General features: G+C 24.9%; 12 protein-coding genes and 1 other annotated feature. Of the genes, 10 read left to right on the top strand and 2 right to left on the bottom strand.

Annotated elements, in window-relative coordinates; genetic code table 4:
- Window positions 1-525 precede the first annotated feature (525 nt).
- The 9 genes from ACE38S_RS03445 (at window position 526) to ACE38S_RS03405 (ending at window position 12,505) form a co-directional block, all read left to right on the top strand.
- Entirely contained in the window at window positions 526-684 is a 159-nt protein-coding gene (locus ACE38S_RS03445) for a hypothetical protein (RefSeq protein ID WP_374696410.1), read from the top strand.
- Window positions 685-1,459: 775 nt separating this feature from the next.
- Window positions 1,460-1,750, top strand: coding sequence for a hypothetical protein (locus ACE38S_RS03440; protein ID WP_374696409.1), 291 nt, complete (start codon window positions 1,460-1,462; stop codon window positions 1,748-1,750).
- A 1,189-nt stretch (window positions 1,751-2,939) separates the two neighbouring features.
- Complete coding sequence (locus tag ACE38S_RS03435) at window positions 2,940-3,083, top strand: hypothetical protein (RefSeq protein ID WP_374696408.1); 144 nt, start codon at window positions 2,940-2,942, stop codon at window positions 3,081-3,083.
- 56 nt (window positions 3,084-3,139) lie between these two features.
- Window positions 3,140-3,391: a hypothetical protein gene (locus ACE38S_RS03430; RefSeq protein ID WP_374696407.1), complete on the top strand. Its 252-nt coding sequence runs from the start codon at window positions 3,140-3,142 to the stop codon at window positions 3,389-3,391.
- Between the two features lie 400 nt (window positions 3,392-3,791).
- Window positions 3,792-3,953: a sequence feature (ribosomal protein L10 leader region), on the top strand.
- A gap of 16 nt (window positions 3,954-3,969) precedes the next feature.
- Complete coding sequence (gene rplJ / locus ACE38S_RS03425) at window positions 3,970-4,461, top strand: 50S ribosomal protein L10 (protein WP_374696406.1); 492 nt, start codon at window positions 3,970-3,972, stop codon at window positions 4,459-4,461.
- A gap of 55 nt (window positions 4,462-4,516) precedes the next feature.
- Entirely contained in the window at window positions 4,517-4,882 is a 366-nt protein-coding gene (gene rplL, locus ACE38S_RS03420) for a 50S ribosomal protein L7/L12 (protein ID WP_374696405.1), read from the top strand.
- Between the two features lie 101 nt (window positions 4,883-4,983).
- Window positions 4,984-5,841: a hypothetical protein gene (locus ACE38S_RS03415; RefSeq protein ID WP_374696404.1), complete on the top strand. Its 858-nt coding sequence runs from the start codon at window positions 4,984-4,986 to the stop codon at window positions 5,839-5,841.
- Window positions 5,842-5,912: 71 nt separating this feature from the next.
- Window positions 5,913-8,234: a hypothetical protein gene (locus ACE38S_RS03410; protein WP_374696403.1), complete on the top strand. Its 2,322-nt coding sequence runs from the start codon at window positions 5,913-5,915 to the stop codon at window positions 8,232-8,234.
- Window positions 8,235-8,263: 29 nt separating this feature from the next.
- Window positions 8,264-12,505, top strand: coding sequence for an ABC transporter permease (locus ACE38S_RS03405; RefSeq protein ID WP_374696402.1), 4,242 nt, complete (start codon window positions 8,264-8,266; stop codon window positions 12,503-12,505).
- Window positions 12,506-13,655: 1,150 nt separating this feature from the next.
- Here the strand turns inward: ACE38S_RS03405 and ACE38S_RS03400 are convergent.
- Window positions 13,656-14,417, bottom strand: coding sequence for a hypothetical protein (locus ACE38S_RS03400; protein WP_374696401.1), 762 nt, complete (start codon window positions 14,415-14,417; stop codon window positions 13,656-13,658).
- A gap of 614 nt (window positions 14,418-15,031) precedes the next feature.
- Between ACE38S_RS03400 and ACE38S_RS03395 the strand changes: the two genes are divergently transcribed.
- A complete protein-coding gene (locus ACE38S_RS03395) occupies window positions 15,032-15,175 on the top strand; it encodes a hypothetical protein (protein WP_374696400.1) in 144 nt (47 codons plus the stop codon).
- A 675-nt stretch (window positions 15,176-15,850) separates the two neighbouring features.
- Here the strand turns inward: ACE38S_RS03395 and ACE38S_RS03390 are convergent.
- A complete protein-coding gene (locus ACE38S_RS03390; protein ID WP_374696399.1) occupies window positions 15,851-16,051 on the bottom strand; it encodes a hypothetical protein in 201 nt (66 codons plus the stop codon).
- Window positions 16,052-16,143 lie beyond the last annotated feature (92 nt).

Genomic DNA, 16,143 nt, shown 5'->3' with positions numbered 1-16,143 from the left:
ATCTAATCACTAATTAATTTTTTTGTTAAACTAAATATGTAGTTATTATTTTAGTCTAATTTATGAAAATTAAAAATTAATGCTAAGGAAGTGGAAAGATTTATAAATGAAAAAAATGTTTGTCGCATGCATTATTACCAGTTCTATTTTTACCCAAAATGTCACCTCAATATAATTGATGTATAATAAATGGTGTTTGAAATATTCCGTTTATTTTTAATGATAAATAATATATACAAAAAAGAATTGAAGGAATTAATAATATTGCCCCTCGTAATGCTATTAAAATTAATAATAATATGACCTATTTTGGAACACCACGAGGGATTTTTATCTTGTCTAATAATACAACAAAAGTAAAGAAAATTACTGGGATTGATGACAATGTAGTTGTATTAACAGTTAATCAAGAATGATATTTACTATGTTACTGATGAACGTCAATCATATATTTACTACAATAAGAATGGCTAAATTGTTCAAATTAAAAGCTTAAATGATAAATTAGACGACAACCCAATTACTATGTTTGCTTTATATAGTAATAATAATTTATATTTAGAAACTTTTGCGGGGCTTTATTGTTTATCAACAAAATTATTAATATCAAGAGCAGAAGGACCAGTAGCGAAAAAAATAATGATAATGAAAAATTTGATCAGAAAAATTTTATTAATTGAATAGGTTACAATAAGTTGGATCATATTTATGTGGACTTTCAAATAAAATATAATTATGAAGAAAGTAAAAATATAAAAATAGGAAGAAATTTATATACCGATGAATTTAAAAAACAAATTGTTTTACTTTATCAAAATAGCAAAAAATTCTTGAAATTTTTAAATAATATAAGGTGTCAAAATCAACTATATATCAGTTAATTGAAAAATTTCATAATTCTGGACTTTTTAAAGCAAAAGATAATCACACTGTTGAAGAAAATTAACTTTGATTGCCTTGCGAAAAGAATTAATCCAATTATAATGAAAAACAACCCCTTAAAGCAAGCAGTGCTAATGGTTGATAAAAAATAGAAATTATTAACAATAATAAAGAAAAATATTCCATGCGAAAAATTGGTCAAATAGGATCAAAATTAAAGATAGCAAAATCAACATATTACTATCAAATTAATAAATGTGGCTATTGTTGATGTTAATAATTATGAACAAAAAGTTATCAGCGCATTTAATGCCAATCGTAAAATTTATGGGTCTTATAAAATTAAAGCTTTTTAAATTAGAAAGATATTATCTTATCGCGAAGAAAAATTCACCAAATTATGATTAAAAATTAGTTAGTATCTAAATGCACCAAATTAAAATATCGTAATCATAAGTTGGTGGTTAATAACGACGAAATTAGCAACGTTTTAAACTGTTAATTTAATAATTAATAATAACACACAACCCAATGAAGTTGTTGTTAGTGATTGAACATATGTTCAAGGTGGTGCTAAATGACATTTGACATTATTTTTTGTTTGTTGATTGACTTGTTTAATTGTGAAATAATTGGCTATAGTTCTCGAACAAATAAAACAATACAACTAGTGCAAGAAACCTTTTATTTAATTATAAGACCATTAAAACAAATTACGTTATTTCATACTGACTGGGGCAATGAATTTAAAAATAAAATCATTGATAATACCTTAAATATTTTTAACATCAAACGATCATTAAGCAATAAAGGCTATCTTTATGATAATGTTGGGGCTGAAACAATTTACAAAAGTTTTAAAAAATAATTTGTCAAGAGGCAAAAATTTATAAATTTAACCCAATTAAAATACAAATTATTTAACTTTGTGCATTGATATAACAATATTCGAATTCACGGTAGTTTAAATTATTTAATACCTCTGTTTAATTTATAAAAACCAACAGTTCATATAAAAAATGTCATAAAAAGGATTGCCAATCTACTTATTATCGATTATCACGATGATTTATATTTTGCTAATAATGCATCTAAATTTTTTTCAATACAGTTATCATTAGATAGTTCCAAAGATACTTATGAAATTGGATAGTATAAACTTAATCAATTAATTTATAGTTTTGCTATTGACCAAAATAAGTAATGTTTATTTTGGAAATTATGTGTATTCTTCTATCAATAAAACATTGCAAGAGGTTGTTTTTTTAGATAAAATAACTTTGTCAATTGCAGTTGATCAAGATAATAATGTTTATTATGATACTTTACTGCCAGGAATTTACTTTTTAAAATATGGAACCAATCAAGTGAAAAAACTAATGTTTTTGGAACATCAACCAATACAATTGCTATTGACCAAAAAAATATTATTATTAATAATAATGGTCTGTTTATTTTTCAAGTTTATGAGAAGTCTGTTATCCGACCGATAATGAACAAAAAATATACTTTGTATATTGAAATTTAGGATATGTTTTTTTTAAGTTCTTTAGGAGCCCTTGGGATATTTTTTTTAGGAACATGGATATGGAAAAATAAATATCGTTATAAAAAACGGAGGTGGGACTTAAAATAATTTTAGTTAAAACTGCTTTAAAATAGTCGTTTTTAGACTGCACCCTAAAAAGTAAGTAAAATAAAAAAAGATTTTACTAAATTTTTATAAGGTGCATTTTATATAGCAAGAAAATAACAAAATTATAACAAATATACATCATAATTTATAACAAAAATAATTAATTAAATTAAACAAAAAAGTTGTTGAATATCAGCAAAACAATATAATCTAAATGCAAATACATTAAAATCTTGATGAGCAAATAATAAAAAAAGGAAAATTTAACAACCCTATAATATTAAAAAAGCTCCATGACTTTTACAATTAAGCAAACCAATAATCATCTCTTTTATTAAACAAAATTGTCGTGAATATTCAATGAAATTATTACCAAAAGTAACAAAGTTAAAACGTAGTTATTGAGATAAATATAAAAATTATGACAGTAGCAAAAAATAAAAAAGCAATAAATGATATTGTAAAAGTCTATGAAGAAAATTTAAAACAATTTTGATACCGAAGAATTACTAAATATTTAAATGAAGATTATGATATAAAATATAATTCAAAAAAAAATTTTTAAGGATTATGTGTAATAATTAAATACAACCTGAATATGTAAGAAAAATGAGAAGAAAAATGAAGTATAAACAGAATAAAGAAAAAAGTTTATTGCAATATCTTGATTTAATTAATCGTAAATTAAATGATATAAAAACAAGGTTTTTAGTACTATATACTGATGTAACATATTTAATTTGAAAAGGAGAAAGATATTATCAATCAACAATTATTGATGAATATACTAAAGAAATAGTTGATGTAAAGTGATCTAAATATAATGACAATAAATTAGTAACGGATAATTTAAATGATGCAATTAAAAAATAAAATTAATAAAAAAAGATCTGAATGGCATAATAATCCACCTCAGATCACGGATATCAATATAAATTCGCTATTTATCACGATAAATGTTTATCTAACGGTATTATTATTTCAATAGGGAAAATTACCACTATGAAGATAATATTGTTATAAAAAGTTTTCATTAATTACTTAAAAAAGCTACAATAAATAAGAAAATATATAATTCACATTAAGAATATATACAAGATGTTATTAAATGAAATAATTTATATTCAAACCGTAAAGAAAAAGATATTTTTTAAAAAATAGTAAATACTAATAAAAAGTATTTACTAAAATGGGTGTAGTCTTTTTTATTCTTTTTTAATCTTATTTATTTGACTTTTAGGAAAAATTATAATATTATAATTTTTGGTATTGTACCATAGTCATCAAAATACCATAGACAGCAACTGATTTTATTAAATCTTAATTGTGTTGCCGAGGCATTATTGTTATACAGAACAACAACATGTTTTTATATTGTTTAAATAATGTTTCAGGTAATTAACCAATCTGGTTAATTACCTTTGTTTTTTAAAATATTAGGGAGGCGAATAATGAAGCCAGCAATGAAAATTAAAACGGCAGTTGTTAATGAAATTGTTAGTAACTTTAAAACTGCTAATTCAACAGTTATTGTTGAATATCAAAAATTAACTGTTACTGAATTTACAGAACTAAGAAGAATGCTTACAAAACAAGGAGTAAACATTAAAGTATATAAAAATAACTTAGTAAACTTGGCTGCTAAAGAGATTGGATTTGTTGAATTAGATCAATTTTTAACAGGTCCTAATGCTTTTGCGTTTGGTATGGGTGAACAGATGGATGCCGCAAAAACTTTAGTAAAATTTGCAAAAACATATCCAGCAATAAAATTAAAAGCTGGGATTTATGAGGGTAAAGTCTTGGATACCAAAGCAATTATTGAAATTGCGGAGTTACCAACAAAAGACGAGTTACTTTCAATGTTTGCATCAAGTTTATTATACCCATTATGTGTGTTTACAATAGCAGTTAAAGAAATTGCTAAAACAAGAAGTGAATAATTAATTTATTCAAATATTTTATAAGAAAATAATTCTTATTGAGGAGGAAAATATTATGGCATTATCAAAAAATGATATTATTAAAACGCTAGAAGGAATGAAATTAGCAGAACTAAATGAATTAGTAAAAGCAATTGAAGATCATTTTGGAATTATTTCTACTGCAACAGTTGCAGTAGCCCCAGCAGATAGTGAAACAGATGCAGGGTCCTCAGAAGTTAATATTGTATTAACAGATCAAGGCCCAAGTAAAGTTGCAATTATTAAATTAGTTAAAGAAATTACTGGAAAAGAATTGATGGCAGCAAAAGCTATTGTTGATAAATTACCAGCAGTAATTAAAGAAAAAGTAAAAGTTGAAGAAGCAGAAGAAATTAAAGGACAATTAGTAGCAGCGGGTGCTACAGTTGAGTTTAAATAATTTAATTTTTTTTAAAAAAAAGCAAGGATACCCCTTTGCTTTTTTTTGATTTTTTTGTAAAATTAAAATGATATTATGTAAAAAAATAGGAGTGAGGGAAAATGTTAATAAATTTTTTGTCTGGTAGTAAATTTAATGAATTTATTAACTTTATAGAAAATATTTTTTCATCGATTTTTTTTTTAATTTTTATTTTCTTTATTATTAGTATTCCTATCTGTGTTAGTTTTTTAAAAACAAAATTTATTAAAAATATCAAGAACATTTTTAATAAATTTGAGATTATCAGTTTTATTACTTTTATTAGTAATTTATTAATTTTAATTGTTTTTAATACTTTGTTGAAAGTTTATTTTGTTTTTGTGGCAGAGTCAATAATTAATTTATTAAATTTTATTTTTTTAGGTTTAGTGGTCTTTTTTAGTATAATAAAAGCAAAATATTTTAATTTTGTTATTATTCTTAATAAATTAATTGCTATTTTATTTCTAATTACTTTTGCACCAGCTATTTTTGACTTTGTTTTTCGTTTATTTTTAATAGCAAAGCATAATTTACTTCATTTAATTTTATGAGTGGTTGTTTATGGAGGAATAATTAGTGCTATTGTAATTAATAATAATACAACAGAATTAAAACAAATTTTTTATCACTTATTTTTTGATTTTATTTTGCTATTATTATTTTTAATTTTAAATTTATCTTTTATTGAAAATAAAAAAGATATTAAATTATCAATCATTTTTAATAATATTTTCATTATTATTCTGCTTTGAGTTTATGCTTGAAATATTATTTCAATAAATAAAAAGGAAACTAAAATTAAAAATAAAAAAGAAAACAAAAAAGATTTAAAAATTTTTGTATTGGCGATTAAAAATGATTATTTAAGAATTAATAAATCAATTAAATATAAAACAATTTTTATTAATGGTTATAAGCGGGTAATGATAATTTAATTTTACTTGTTAGTTTTTAAAGTAATGATTTTAAGAAATTTAATAAATAAATATAAAAAGGAGTGAATAAAATGAAAAAATTACTTTCAATTTTATGGACAACAACTTTAACATTAACATCTGCGTTATGAGTAGTTGCTTGTTCAAAAGAAAAAAATGACAAGGGTGATTATTTTGATAGCGAAATTAATAATATTGATCCGATAATTCGTAATTTAGTAAAATATACCAGTTCAATTGCTAAAATATTAATTTCTGGACGCCATGAAAATATGAATAATTATGCGTTTCCAACATTGCAATATTTTTTAAATAACATTGGAAATAACTTAAAAGGTACTTTTACGACTAAAGATGGTAAAGAGGTTGAAATTAAGAAATATGTTGAGAAATATAAAGCGTTAAATAATATTTTTTATAATCCATGAAAAGCAACAAGTACTACATATCAACCAGAACGAAATATTTATAATTTGATGTCTACAATGGTAGCAATGACCGATTTTTCAAAATGAAACACAACAAATAACCAAGGGCATCCTACTACTAAAACTGATGCAACAGGGCGTTATGAAGATTTTCAAGCAAACCAAAATTTAGCATGAGCGCAATATGATACAGGGGCTCTGGCAAATACATTATCACAAAAATCTGATTCAGTTCTTACTTATATTCAGAGAATTGCTAATTGAGGGGGATCTTATTATGATTCATCATCACAAGCTTATGTGTCAAATATTTTATATCATAATTCTCTTTCAAACCCACCAACACAAGAAATAATGTCTTATAAGGATGGTAAAGAAGAAATTCAGTTTGGGAAAGCGGTTGCGAACCAATCTAGTGCACTATACGATTTATTTGGTTTAAAATATTTTGATGAAGCAATTACCATGTTAACGCAATTTGGACCAGGGCTGGAATTACCAGTTTTATATTATTTAGCACAATTGTTACCATTTGTTCAAAATAACCGTTTTGGTGAAAAAACAGCGGGAATTTTCTTAGCAGCACCATTTTTTATTTTAGGTCAAATTAGAGAAGAATTTTTTGATTACTCAGGTAATTCAAAGGATGATAGCCCGCTATTAGAAATATTTGACCATGATACAATTGATAAAACTGTTCTTAAAGTTGAAAAACAAAGTGATGGTGAAGTGATTGAGCCTAATAAAAAAGTTGAAGAAATGAATCTTTACGAAATTTTAAATAGTCCGGTGATAGAAAAATCTATTGGGGGTCTCGGTGGAGAGGAACAGTTTTTAGATTTAACAAATATTACAAACAAACACACAAATGCCTTTTTAAAATGATATGTTGTTTTAGGAAATTGATTTACAGCTGCTTTAGCAAAAGAAGGTTCAAAGTTTGATGTTAAAAAATTTAATCGCATAATGGCAAAAACAGTTTATAATGGACTTTTAAGATTCCAAGGAGCAATTGGGTTGTTAGCAGAAGATTCTGTTGTTGCGTTAATTAGAACATTATTGCAAATGTTAAATGCACCAAACTTTGATTTATTTAGTTTATTAAAAGGAATTGCTGGATTAGCAAATTGATTTTATACTAGTGATGATGATGGACATTATAATTTAAATATTAATAACATCAAAACAGTTAATAATGTTTATATTGAAGGAAAAAACAAAGCTGGATTTAATAATGACTTATTAGCAGTTGATATTAATAGTGAATATGCTAAATCTATTTTAGATAATTATGGTTTTGATAAAAATACTGGTAAATATAAACCAGGGTCATTATTTGATATGATTGACATTTGATCAAGCGGGGGAAATAATACTTATCCCAATCATGAAGCAATGCATAATTTTATTACCCAAATATTAGATTCTCAAAACGGTTATATTGGTGATTTAACAAGTAAAATTAATAAGGCAATGGCCCAAGATTGATTTGATAATATCTTTTTAGATCGTAAATGATACATTACCGCAACAGAAACGGGTGTTGACGGTACTAAGTTGGGGGCGGTTGTAACGGATGGTCATATAACGGGTGTTCGTTACCAAATAGATTATTATGGACCAAAAGACGCTTCAACTAAATTAGGACTTCATAAAAAGCTATTAGGATATACTGATCCTGCTTCTGGTAATTCCCCTTCGTATGTTGAACAAATAAAAGATGCGAACCAGCGTCATAATATTGCCCCAAGAGGCCAAACATGGAGTGAACAAGATTGATTTGACTATGATGGAATGGGTAATGAATATTTAGCAAATAGTGAAAAAATTAAATACAGTTATGTTGTTGAATTTCAAAATCAAGCTAGCTTCTTATATAACCCAGGTATTAAAGATAATTTAACAAAAAATTCATATTTATTAAATGATTTTGCTTGATACTATAATAATGTTAGTTATTATTAGCAGTAAAATTTAAAAAAGGAGATCTAAAAATGTTGCTGTTTTGACAAATATTAAAAGATATTTTTAAGCAAAAATCACAACTAACTATTTTCATAATATTGGCTGCGCTTTTAACTTTGTTAACAACTTCTTCGTGAATTGTTAATGCACGTTTAATTGATGCATATTCATTCATGGGGCAAGGAACTTTTGCTTATGATTATTTATTGAGGTTTGATAGTAAAAAGAAAACAGGACATAATGTTGAAACAATTACACCATGATATGCTTTTAGTAATACTTATCATTTAATTACTGATATTGATGGTGGACAATGAACATTACCTTATGTTCATTTGGGTCAAGATGGAGCTTTAAAAGCCTTGGACAATAATATTGAAATGTCGTTTACTTTTGATTCAACAGCAAAAGAAGTTACTAATATTGTTTTTACTGACCTCAATAAGGAGACCATAAATTTTTTTAATAATGGATTGTATCGTTTTAACTTTCAAAGTAAAGCGTTTCAAACATCTGTAATTGGGCAATTGTATGATCAAAATGGATTACTTTTTACACAAAACAATCTAAGTTTAATTGAAAAATTTATGAACAATTTTACTCGTAGTGATATTTCGCAAAATACTGTTAATTTAATTATTGCATATTTGAATAAGAAATACTCCAGGGAAACAGATAATGCAAAATTAAAAGAGGCTGTGATTGATTTCGTTAACAATGGGGTAACAAAATGAAAAAAGGATGTTGATTTGCGGGGAGATATTAATGAAATTCCGACAAAAAACGATATTAAGGATCGTTTATTTAATGAAAAATTAAATGGGGATTTAAGTTTTTTAATCAAAAACACATCACAGTCTTTAACAAAAATTAATCTTTATTATTCACCAACTGTTAATAATAATTTTGAAGTTGGTTATAATAATAATCTTGAAAACGCTGTTTTTAGTGTTAATGATTTTTATAATCAAAATAATAAAAATAGTAATTTTAATAACCAACCATATGGGCCTTATCAATTTACAGAAACTTACTATGGTTTAGTTGCAAAAGCTACAAATTTTTCATATGAATTACGTGAGAAATTTACGTATTGAGACTTAACATCAAATTTAAAATATAAAATTATTAATTCTAAACAGTTGTTACAAAATAATAAGTTAAAGTTTATTAAAAAATATGCTTCATTTGATCCAAATGATTCAATTAATTCGGCTTATGTTACTATTACGCCTCAATTTGCGCGTAGCCAAAAAATAAAATTAGGAGATCAACTAACAATTGGTGAAAATTCTAATTTATTTGTGGGTGCGATTGGTGGAGATCCATCTAATATTTATCCGACAATTTATGATACTGATGTTTTCTTAGACCCAAAAACAGATGGTATTATTTATGTTTCAGAAAGTATTTATCGTGTTGAATCAATTATTGAAAATGCAGAAATTGAAGAAAATTCAACATTATATATTACTCATTTTGGAACACCCAAAAATAAGAATGCCGATACGGAACAGTTTAAAAAATACTTAGCTGGTGATTTTTGAAGTTTAAATAACCCAAGTTATAAAAATGCTCCTTTGAAAAATCGTGATGAAACAAAATTAGTTTATTTGCGTTATTCTTTATTAGGAACAACAATTAAGTTTTATCGTATTATTGCAATTATCTTATGCGTTCTGTTCTTAATTATTTTAGTCTTTACATTAATAATTTTAATTAAAAAAATTATTAATCAACAAAAAATTGAGAACGGTATTTTAAAAGCAAATGGTTATAGCGATTTAATAATTGCTAGTTCTTATTTAGCCCACGCTCTTGTGGCAAATGGTATTGGTGTCCCGATCGGATGGATTATTGGGATTTTTTTACAATTACCAATTATGGGTGTATTTAATAGTTACTTTGTTATTCCGATTAACTTTTCATTTTCAATTATTCCATTTGCAATTTGTTTAGGGATTATTGGTTTTGTAAGTAGTTTGTCAATTTTAATAACCGCAACTCGCCAGTTAATAATCAGTCCTTTAGACTTATTGAATCCAAATAAAAATATTAAAACTTCAAAATTATTTTCTTCAATTATTAATTTTTTACATTTTAAAAAATTTACAACAAAATTCAAGTTTATTATGATGTCTGTTTCAATAAAAAAAATTGGCTGATTTTTCTTAACATTTTTTATTGCTAGTTTATCCTTAACATTAGCAACGTTAATTCCCGCTGCCGTTAATAAGTTTAGTAAAGATTATTATGCTAACTTAAATTATAATAATGAATACGAATATGTTAATGTTATTGGTAATATGCCATTTACACGTTATGAAATGTATGATTGAAATGGACCAGGGAATTCAAATAATGCCGCGTACCCATTAACTAAAAATTCATTAGTTAGTGATTATTTATATAATAATAACAAGTGATTATCAACAACGACTGATATTAATGATAAAAATGCTAATTTATATGCGCAACAATTAAATAATATGATTATTTTTAATTTTATGGTTGGCAAAGGGGCGAGTTTATCAATTGGAACACTCTATGTTATGTATCTTCGTTATGGTGAAAATATTGATATTCGAAATCAAATTGATACTTTATTATGTTCAACAATGCCCCGCGCTTTTGGAAAAAAACCAGTTCATCCAACTGATCCGAATATTATTGACCGTTGAACTTATTGTGCTCAATATTCAAAAAGTGATATTATTCCAAATAAGATTCGTTCAATTTGAACGAAAGATGAGGCAGCTAAATTGCAGTTTAATTTTACTTTTGGGACTTCAACCTATAATGCAAAAGATGAAGATGTTTATACTGGATATATAACAAATATTGTTGGGACAAATTTTATTCTTTCAACATATGGGATTAATACAAATAATAAAACTATTATTTTCCCAAATAAAAATGTTAAAAAAATATTAGACGATAGTAAGAACTTAGATATTGCAACAGATACCATTCCTATTGTTGTTAATAAAGCGGCAGAAAGTAAATATAATTTATCATTTAATAAAATAATTACTGGTACAACTTATGTTAAACAATTACAATATTGTGGTGATGTGGCTCATTGTGTTGTGCCGCAAACAAATTTATCATATGAGTTACCAAATGGTTTTGTTGATGATAATATTAATCCATTTACCATTGATTTAACAAAATTAACGGTTAGTAATAATCTTCGGTTTGGTTTTGAAAGCAAAATAGGAAAAATTCAAGACTATTACAATATTAAGAATTTTGTTTTAAAATTACCATTTAATGCTTTTAAACCAGGTGATTTTCAAAATGAAACAATTTCAATGACAACAGGGAATCGTTTGCCGGGATTATTAGATGTTAATAGTCCGCTTGTTAATCAAAAAGTAATTAAAAAAGAAGGGGACTATTATATTATTCATCCATTTGATAATAAATTTGATAAGGAAATTAATGGGATTAGTGATTTAACAACAGGGTTCCCTACTAACTGATATCGCGAAGCTTTACGACAAGGATTATTAAAAATTGGGAAAATTAATAAAAATATTAATTACCAGGTTACTGGAATTCAAAATTCTTATGATGTGCCAAGAGCATATGTAAACCAAGTTTTAGCGAATAAAATTCTCGGTTTTAATACAGACAATGGTCAATTATACAATAATGAAAATGATAATCCGTTGTTGTGATTTAATGGTAAATTTAGTAAATATCCCGATCAAGTTGATCAAACAACACGTTTTAATCTTTCTTCACCAGATGGGTCATATTCAATGAATGATTTTATTAATGGTCAGTTAAGTGGTGGAATTGGAAAAACAGATTATTTAATTATTAAATCTCAAGTTGTTGCCAAATTTGTTTGAATTTCAAGTGTCTTATCAATCATCTTTGTTGTTATTACTATTATAACTACTATTATTATTATATATATTATGACAGAATCGTTTGTTAATTCATTTTTGAAATTTATGATGGTAATGAAAGCGTTAGGATATTCAAATCGTGAAATTAATAATTTAACATTAGGAATATTTACACCATTTGCTGCGCTAGCATGAATGTTGGGTGTTGAAATTATGTGGTTAATATTGTTATTATGAGTTTATGGCTTTATTGCAATTGCTAAAGTAATTATTCCGTTTGGATTCCCATGAATTATAATTCCGATTACTTTATTTTTAATGACAGCAATTTATTTAATAACTTATTGAATTTCAACGTATAAAATTAATCATGTGAGTATTCAAGAACAAATTAATAAAAATGAAATATAATTTTAAGATAACCTTAAATTTATATTTTTTTTAATATTTTGTCTTTTTATAATTACTTATTAATTATTTGTTTTTTATGCTTTTTTTAATATAATTTACAGTGCGATTATAAATAAAAAAATGTATTGACAATAAAATTAAAAATATTATTATTTAAAATAATTAAGTGGTATTTTATTTCACAATTTCTAGGATATTAATTAAAACCATTAAATAATTTATGCGACTGTAAATTATAATAATCCTGAGTTGTAAAATTAAATAGGACAGTTAAACAAATAAAAATATTTTTTTTAAATCCAAATTTAAAAAAGGATAAATAACACAGTGTATCAAAAAACACAATAGAAAAATTAATTTCAATTCAACAATATCAAAATTTTAATTATTAAATTAAAAAAACATCTTATGAAATAAATCAAAGTAAAAAACTGTCCATATAATTTATAAAATGTTGATTATTGGTTTAAATCCAATTGAAATTTATTAAAATAGTAATAAAAACAAAAAAGATGGTCGCAAAAAACATTAAATAAAATTTACCTTTAAATTATTAATTATTTAGTTAATTATTAACACTATTTACAGATATTATTACAAATGTCGTACTGTAAGATAAATAGACAAAAAATTATTGTGAGATTATTTTTTTATTTTTATATTAAAAAACATAAATTTATTTTCATTATTAATCGGATAGTATCTTTATTGAAAGGATTATCTGGTGAATAATTCAACAAGATATAAATTGACTTCTGTATCTACACAGCTCCTCTCATTAATTTTATAACCACTAAATAAAAATACAATATGATCACAACACCACCATTAGCATAATCAACACAAATTGCATAACTATCAAATTGATAATTTTTTTGTATTGGTATTATAAAAATCTTGCAAGTTATATTCTTGGATATATTTACAATAATTTTGTAAAACATAAATACTTGAGTCATTATCGTTATATTCAAAACCATAATATTCAAATTCAAATAAATCAGGAAGTTCTTCTTTATTTGCTAAAATAAGTTTTTGGAGAATATCAGGAATTTTATTTCAAACAAAACCCCATTGTTAAGTGTAAATTAAAGATTCCTAAACCATTAAATGCTTGGTTGTTTTCGCAATATACTTGATTGTGTTCTTTTTAAAGCGTTTTTATTCGTTTATTTAATGGTAAATAGGGCGTGACAAATTTTTCATAAAAGACATGGTATTTATCAAAAGGATTAAAAGTAAATTGGTTAGCATATGTTTTATGAAAATATGTTGTTACGGTTTTATATTGTTTTACTGTGTTATTTCATTCTTGAAATGTCCAAGATAATTCTTTGATAGGAATAGGATTATCTAAATTATATTGTTCGTTGCCATTTTCATCAGTATATTTTTCATAAGACACTTTTAAACTTTTACTCCGAAACATTGAAACTCTTAAATTATTATATCTTTTATCTAACTCTTTATCCGTTAAGATTTCTTTTTCTTCGGCATGGATCATTTCATCAGTTCAAGCTGAGATAATACCACTGCCTTTCCCGACTTTCCCCATAATTTTATTGCCATTTGCATATCCCGCAAAAGTAATGCGAATACCACTAGGAAAAATAATTTCACCACCCTCTTTAACATTTTTCGGTCAAAAACAATGCCATTTTTCATTGTCCGGTCCGATATCAATCCCATATTTATCATATAAGTAATTACAAACATTAATGGTATCACCAAAGGTGGTGTCTTCGTGAGTATTGGCATATCTTCGTAAAATAACCGACGAAGTATCGGTAAAATTACAAGCAAAAAATAATTTTTCCGCTAGATGATTCCACGTTTTATTAGTCCCGCGTCCAACTGAAACAAATTTAAAAAAACAGGGTGAAGTAAAATATCGAGCATAACTATCACTCACAAAATCTTTAAATACCTCTCAATCAAAACCAAAATTATAGTAACTAAAATTGCAATTATATTTTTTATTTAAATGTTTATAACTAGTAATTTGTTTTTTATTGTTAACTTTACTAAATTATTGCATATTTATTAACCTCTTTATTTTACATACAATACATTATAAGAAAAAATGAAGATAATTTGTATAAAAATGAAAAAATTATATACATGTAAAATTTGATGAATGAAGATTTTTTAAGGATTTATTGTTATCTGATGCTTGTAAAAAGAAAAATGGTACGATTAATTTGTCTGAAATAGCAAGACAAATGGACCCGCGAGATTAATACTGTTAAAAGAGAGAAAAATTAAGCAATTTAAAAAAATAGAAGATTATAAGCCATTAGATGTTCACAAAGATTATAAACAAAAGCGGAAAAAATCTATTAAAAAATACCTAAATTTACAAAAGAGCAGCTAGATTTTATTAAAACAAGATTTAATAAATAACCACGATACACCATAACAATTTATTTATTGTTATTTTATATAATTTGATGTTAAATTTTCTGCTTGTGTTAAAATTTTATATAAATTAATTCTCTTAGGAAAATTATAATTAATAAAGAAAATTTGCCTCATCGTGGTAAAAAATATAAAACAAAACAAAAACCTGATAATAGTGGAAAATTAATTAATTTTAAATCAATTTGAGATATTGAAAATAAAGTTTCTAGTTTTGGTTTATTTGAAAATTACCACTCTTGATTGTGGTAATTTTCATTTGTTAGTTTTAATAAATTGTAAATCAAAAATACTGGATAGATTACAATAAAAATAAAAAAATAACCTCACAATAATTGTTTTTTGTCGGTTCATCGCACATGATACCACATTTGGTAGACCATATTCAACTTGTAAATTACCTAGATTACTTATTTCGATTTTTTTTATAAGAACTAATAAATTAACTGGGTCTTACAATGTATGTATACATTGTACTAGTTTTGTAATTTTAGTTTTTAATGGTTGTATTACACTCAGAGTCATGAATAATATCTTGTGTATAAGGTTTATAGCTATATAAGCGGCGCTGGTGGTAATACATATTGTGGTAATTAAAGGTTGATATTTCATAGTCATGTGGTAATAAAGAAACTAGTTTTATAATTAGTTGTCATATTGCGTAAATAACTATTTAATGTACTTTTTGTTTTTTCACGAAAATTTCATACCAATAATCTTAAATAACCTTCTTCATTATTAGTATACGGGTTATAAGCACAAAAGATAATTTTGAAATTATCTTTATATAATGCTTGTATTTAAAACATATCAATAATATAACTACAATTTGTTCCATCGGGTGTTTGTAATAATTCACAATCATTATCTTTTTCACTACGACCAACTGGTATTTGAGCATTTACCACTTTTGGTTAGTTCATTAATTTAATAAACTCGGTTAGTTTTTTTGTTTAATTGTTTTAAATTATATGTTGAATAAACTATATTGTTTGTTGGTTTACCATCATTAGTTAAAACAGTACCTACTAATTTATCAGTTAATAAAGTAGTAAACCCTAGTCTAGTGACATTTGCTCCAAAAATAGCATTAACTTTATTATTACTTTGTTCTATAAATATTTTCAAATGGTAAATAACCTTTATCTTTCACCTTATCATCTCAAAATGCATAATTATAAAAACTATAAATATTAGCACTCATAAAAAACCCATTTAAT

Origin of the sequence: Spiroplasma endosymbiont of Polydrusus formosus (assembly GCF_964263245.1) — a bacterium.
Taxonomy (GTDB): Bacteria; Bacillota_I; Bacilli_A; order Mycoplasmatales; family Mycoplasmataceae; genus Spiroplasma.
Note: the sequence above shows the minus strand (reverse complement) of the source record. Positions and strands in the feature narration are given on the sequence as shown.